The organism is Leucobacter sp. M11, from assembly GCF_035726885.1.
GTDB lineage: Bacteria > Actinomycetota > Actinomycetes > Actinomycetales > Microbacteriaceae > JAPFRB01.
In genome coordinates this window covers 298,816-304,097 of record NZ_JAPFRB010000002.1, presented here as the reverse complement: position 1 = coordinate 304,097, position 5,282 = coordinate 298,816, and the positions used below count along the sequence as shown (strand labels likewise).

Sequence of the window (5,282 nt, the reverse complement as noted above, 5' to 3'; positions counted from 1 at the left end):
AATTTTGCGCCGAACTCGCCGAAGGCCAGGTTCTGGCTGCGCTTCTCGATCAGCGAGTGTGCGGCGGCGTCCCAGAAGGCGCTCGCGCCGCCGTTGCCGAGCAGGACCTCGTAGCCCTCCGGGGCACGGAAGAGGTCGCTCAGCCCGGAGCGAAGCGAGCCAACGAGGTCCTTGACGGGAGCCTGTCGGTGCGAGGTGCCGAGCACGGCGGGGTTCAGCTGCGCGAGCGCGTCGAGCTGCGCGGGGCGGATCTTGGACGGTCCGCAACCAAAGCGTCCGTCGGCGGGGATGAGTTCCTGGGGGAGCAGAATGTCGGCCATGACGGCTAGTGTATCGAGTGGTGGGTGTTCCCTCGGTTCTTCCGATGGTCGCCCACCGGGTAAGCTGACGATGAACGGTAACCCCGGAGGGAACACATGGCCGACCTGATCGACACGACGGAGATGTATCTTCGCACGATTCTCGAGCTTGAAGAGGAACGAATCGTTCCCCTGCGCGCGCGTATTTCGGAGCGGCTCGGACACTCCGGACCAACCGTGTCTCAGACCGTTGGCCGGATGGAACGAGACGGGCTGGTGATCGTCACCGGCGATCGTCACCTGGAGCTCACGCCGGCTGGCCGCACCAAGGCCACCCACGTGATGCGGAAGCACCGCCTGGCTGAGCGTTTGCTCGCCGACGTGATCGGACTCGAGTGGGAGTTCGTGCACGTGGAGGCCTGCCGGTGGGAGCACGTGATGAGCGAGCAGGTGGAGCGCAAGCTCCTCACGATCCTCGATCACCCCACCGAGTCGCCCTATGGCAACCCGATCCCCGGACTGGACGAGCTGGGCGAGAGCCCGACGAAGCCGTTCCTCACGGGGGTCACCAACCTGGTCGAGCTCCTGAGTGGCGGTCGCACGGGAGCGAAGGCGATTATTCGCCGCCTCGCCGAGCCGATCCAGGTTGACCCCGAGCTGCTCCAGCAGCTCAAGATGTCGGGCGTGATGCCCGGCAAGACCGCGACCTTCTCCCAGACGGGCTCCTATGTGCTCGTCGAGGTCGATGGTTTCGACGATGGGCTCGAACTCCCCCTCGAGGTTGCGGGCCACATCTTCGTTTCGCAGTAGCCCCTTGCCGGGAGTCAACCCGATCCAACAAACGCAGGGGCTCGCTAACTGAGAAGGAGCCCAGTTTGACTTTGCCAAAATCGCAGACCCACGTCAACGAGATTGCGGAGATCGCCCTCGCGCGAAACCCCGGGGAACCGGAGTTTCTGCAGGCGGTGTATGAGGTGTTGGAGTCCGTCGCGCCCGTGCTCGACGAACACCCCGAGTTTCTGGACGCGCGCCTCCTGGAGCGATTGATCGAGCCCGAGCGGCAGATCATGTTCCGGGTGCCCTGGGTCGACGATGCGAACACGGTTCGCGTGAACCGCGGTTTCCGCGTGCAGTTCAACTCGGCGCTCGGCCCCTATAAGGGAGGACTGCGCTTTCACTCCTCCGTGAACCTCTCCATCGTGAAGTTCCTCGGCTTCGAGCAGATCTTCAAGAACTCGCTCACGGGGCAGGCGATCGGCGGCGGCAAGGGCGGCTCCGATTTCGACCCGCACGGGCGCAGCGACGGCGAGGTCATGCGCTTTTGCCAGAGCTTCATGACCGAGCTCTTCCGCCACCTCGGCGAGCACACCGATGTCCCCGCGGGGGACATCGGCGTCGGCGGTCGGGAGATCGGCTACCTCTTTGGTCAGTATCGCCGCCTCACGAACCGGCACGAGTCGGGCGTCCTCACCGGCAAGGGCACCGGCTGGGGCGGGGCCGAGGTCCGCAACGAGGCCACCGGGTACGGGGCCGTGTTCTTCGCGGAGCGGATGCTCGCGCGCACCGGCTCCTCCGTGGCGGGCCGAACGGCCATCGTCTCCGGCTCCGGGAACGTGGCCACCTTCGTGATCGAGAAACTGCGTCAGCTGGGCGCGACCGCGATCACGGTCTCCGACTCCTCTGGCTACGTTGTGGACGAGGCGGGCATCGACCTGGAGCTGCTCCGTCAGATCAAAGAGGTCGAGCGCGGACGGGTCTCGGAGTACGCCGAGCGGCGGCCCGGCGCACGCTTCGTGGCCAAGGGGAACGTGTGGGAGGTGCCCGCCGACCTCGCCTTCCCCTGCGCGACCCAGAACGAGCTCCTCCTCGCGGACGCGCAGCGGCTCATCGCGAACGGCGTCAGCCTCGTGGCCGAGGGCGCAAACATGCCCGTCGTGCCCGACGCCGTGCACCTCTTTCAGGAGGCCGGGGTGCTCTTCGCGCCCGGCAAAGCCGCGAACGCGGGCGGGGTCGCCGCATCCTCCCTGGAAATGAGCCAGAACGCCGCGCGGCAGTCCTGGACCTTCGGGGACAGCGAGGAGCGCCTCCGCGCCATCATGTGCCACGTCCACGACAGCGCCTACGAGGCCTCCGAGCGCTACGGGAAACCGGGCGACTACGTCCTCGGCGCGAACAGCGCGGGCTTCGTCGGGGTCGCGGAGGCCATGCTCGCGCAGGGTGTGGTGTAGCCACCGAGCCCGACCGGGCGCCGGTTCCGGCGGCGATTTTCCGCGATTTTCCGCGAATTTCCGTCGGAGCGTGACAATTCCGTGATCTTCGGTTACGCTAAACAAGTCTCTGATCCACACGGGTCACACTTGAGTTGAACCGCAGACGAACTGAACCGCAGACGATAGGTAGACAATTGGCAGAAAATCCTGGAACCGAGCTGGCATCACTTGAGGCCCGCCGGACCAAGGCCACGACGACCAAAAAGAACGTTCGCAGCATCGTGGGTGCGACGCTCGCCGTAGGATTCATCGGCACCCTCGCCCTCCCCGCGTACGCCGCACCCTCGAGCGACGACCTCTCTGAGCAGGTCTTCGCAAAGGTGCAGCAGCTGACGGCCGAAGAGGTCGAGAAGCAGATGGAGCTGACCCGCTTCGACGCGCAGACGCAGGACGACCTCGACGCCGTCGCGCTGAAGCAGGCCGAGCAGGAGGCCGCCGAGAAGAAGGCCGCCACCGACAAGCTCGCCGCCGAAATGCTGAAGATCGAGACCGAGCAGGAAGAGCAGGCCTCCGCCGCCGCCCTCGCCGTCTCCAACAAGCCGGCCACCACCTCTCCCGCGGCCGCTCCCGCAGCCAAGGCTGGCGGCGCTCCCGCCAGCGCGAGCGCCGGGGCCCTGCTGGCCTCCGCCCGCTCGCAGATCGGCTCCATCCAGGACTGCACCGTGCTCATCGAGCGCGCGCTGCGCGACCTGGGCTACAACGTGGGCGACCTCGGTGTCTGGGGTGCGCTCGGCTACGGCACCCCGATCTCCGCGTCGGAGGTCCGCGCCGGTGACATCATGATGCGCGGCGCCGACAACGGTGGCCACGTCGCCATGTACTCGGGTGACGGCGTCAACCACCAGGCGATCCACAGTGGCTGGAACGGCGGCAACACCGTCGAGACCCACTACGACGCCGACCCCGCCGGCTACTCCGGCTTCGTCCGCATCGGCTAAGCGCCGACGCCGACACCAGTTCTCTGCAGACTCAGGGGGCCGCACCGAAGGGTGCGGCCCCCTGAGTCGTTTTATGGGTCATCCCCGGCCCGGTCATCCCCGGCCCGGTTCCGCCCGGTCGGGCCGTGGCCGCGCCCTCCGCCCCGGTCGAATCCGATAAGATGAACCGGTGCGCCCCAGTAGCTCAGTGGATAGAGCACGGCTCTCCTAAAGCCGGTGTCGGAGGTTCGATTCCTCTCTGGGGCACCAGCCCCCAGCCCCCAGCCCCCACCCGTCACCCGACGCGCCCCGTGCGGTGAGCGCCGCGCCCCTGCCGCGAGCTGTGCGCCGAGCGAACGCTGCGCTGCCGCGAACCCGGGTGGCACGCGGCAGCGTGGCGGCTACGCCTTTGGGATCGGGGTCGCGCCCATGACCCGGCGGAGCACGAGGCGCTCGACGAGCGTCCAGGCGGTCGTGGTCATGAGGTAGAGCGCCGCGGCGAGCGGCACGAAGGCCGCGATCACGGCGGTCATGAACGGCATGAAGCTCATGACGCGCATCATGCCGCTCAGGTCGGGCATGGCGGGCATCCCCGGCTGGGGCTCCGGCCGGGCCTGCTGGGGCGGCGTGGGCGGGGTGAGCAGCCGCCGCGAGAACTGGGCGACGACGGCGATAATCACGATGATGGCGAGGAAGACGAGGGCGGACGTCCAGGTGACCTCACCCGCGGTGATCTGCCCGAGGAAGCCGGTGCCGAGCGGAATGCCGAGGAAGGTGCGGCTGAGCAACTCGTTCGGCTCCCCGCCGATCTCCGGCAGGATGAACAGGCCGTAGACGCCCATCAGCACGGGCATCTGAAACAGCACGGGGAGGCACCCGGCGAAGGGCGAGGCCTTCTCGGCGGCGTAGAGCTCCATCGTCTTGCGCTGGAGCAGCTCGGGGTTCTTGCGGTACTTTTTTTGGATCTCCTGCAGCTTCGGGGCGATCCGCTCGCGGGTGATCCCCGCCTTGACCTGGGAACGCCCGACGGGGATGAGCAGGGTGCGCACGAGCACGGTGAGCAGGATCACGGCGAGCGCGGCGCTCGCCCCGCCCGCGAGCGGGGCGAGCAGCTCGCTCAGGGCGGTGACCACCCAGTAGGCCCCGTTGATCAGGGCGCGGATGGGGGCAAAATCGTAAATGTTCACGGGTCCTCCGGGGACGGGTGCGGTCGAACAACGGGCTTTGGAGCCGCGTGGCTCCGTGCGGGGCAGCCCGGGCGGGCGCCGCGCAGCGGGCGGAGACGCCTGAGCCGGAGCGGTGCGGCGGACTCCCGCCCGCACCCGAGGTGCGGCACTGCCGCGTGCGCTGTCGCCGCCACACGGAGGGGCGACGGGGAGCGGTCAGAGCTGGGAGCATCCGGACGCGCGGGCGCCGCGGAGCAGCGCCGGGTCTCGGCTAGGCGTCCGCCGTCGCCGGGGCCCGCGCGCGAACGGAGCCGCGGGTGCCCGGGGCTCCCGCGGCGCGGCGCGGCGCGAGGTGGGGGCGGGTGACCCCGCGCGCCGGGGGACGCACCGCGCCCGGGAGCGCCCGGCGCAGCACCCGGAAGACGATGGGTGCGGCCGGGACCAGCAGGGCCAGGCTGAGCGCGACGAGCGCGATCGTGCCGCCGGAGGGCTGGGAGAGCTGCGCGCCGAGCGCGAGGCTCAGGACGAGCGCGAGGAACTGCGCCATCAACCACGCGGTGACCATGCGGGCGTCCTCCTCTCGACCTGCCCCGAGTCTAGACGCTCAGCCGCGCCCGCGCCTGGGCAAAA

The 5,282-nt window shown here is 68.9% G+C and carries 5 protein-coding genes, 1 tRNA gene and 1 pseudogene; 4 read left to right on the top strand and 3 right to left on the bottom strand.

The window, feature by feature from the left end; genetic code table 11:
- Nucleotides 1-320, bottom strand: a pseudogene (locus OOT08_RS05695) (phosphoserine transaminase); the annotation flags it as partial.
- A 96-nt stretch (nucleotides 321-416) separates the two neighbouring features.
- Between OOT08_RS05695 and OOT08_RS05690 the strand changes: the two are divergent.
- The 4 genes from OOT08_RS05690 (at nucleotide 417) to OOT08_RS05675 (ending at nucleotide 3,756) form a co-directional block, all read left to right on the top strand.
- Entirely contained in the window at nucleotides 417-1,109 is a 693-nt protein-coding gene (locus OOT08_RS05690) for a metal-dependent transcriptional regulator (protein WP_325091613.1), read from the top strand.
- A gap of 71 nt (nucleotides 1,110-1,180) precedes the next feature.
- Nucleotides 1,181-2,527: an NADP-specific glutamate dehydrogenase gene (gdhA, locus tag OOT08_RS05685; RefSeq protein WP_442916200.1), complete on the top strand. Its 1,347-nt coding sequence runs from the start codon at nucleotides 1,181-1,183 to the stop codon at nucleotides 2,525-2,527.
- Nucleotides 2,528-2,703: 176 nt separating this feature from the next.
- Nucleotides 2,704-3,507: a hypothetical protein gene (locus OOT08_RS05680; protein ID WP_325091611.1), complete on the top strand. Its 804-nt coding sequence runs from the start codon at nucleotides 2,704-2,706 to the stop codon at nucleotides 3,505-3,507.
- A gap of 173 nt (nucleotides 3,508-3,680) precedes the next feature.
- Nucleotides 3,681-3,756 (top strand) — tRNA-Arg (locus OOT08_RS05675).
- Between the two features lie 131 nt (nucleotides 3,757-3,887).
- Here OOT08_RS05675 and OOT08_RS05670 read toward each other — a convergent pair.
- Complete coding sequence (locus OOT08_RS05670) at nucleotides 3,888-4,673, bottom strand: YidC/Oxa1 family membrane protein insertase (protein ID WP_325091610.1); 786 nt, start codon at nucleotides 4,671-4,673, stop codon at nucleotides 3,888-3,890.
- 250 nt (nucleotides 4,674-4,923) lie between these two features.
- Nucleotides 4,924-5,217: a hypothetical protein gene (locus OOT08_RS05665; RefSeq protein ID WP_325091609.1), complete on the bottom strand. Its 294-nt coding sequence runs from the start codon at nucleotides 5,215-5,217 to the stop codon at nucleotides 4,924-4,926.
- Between the last annotated feature and the right edge of the window lie 65 nt (nucleotides 5,218-5,282).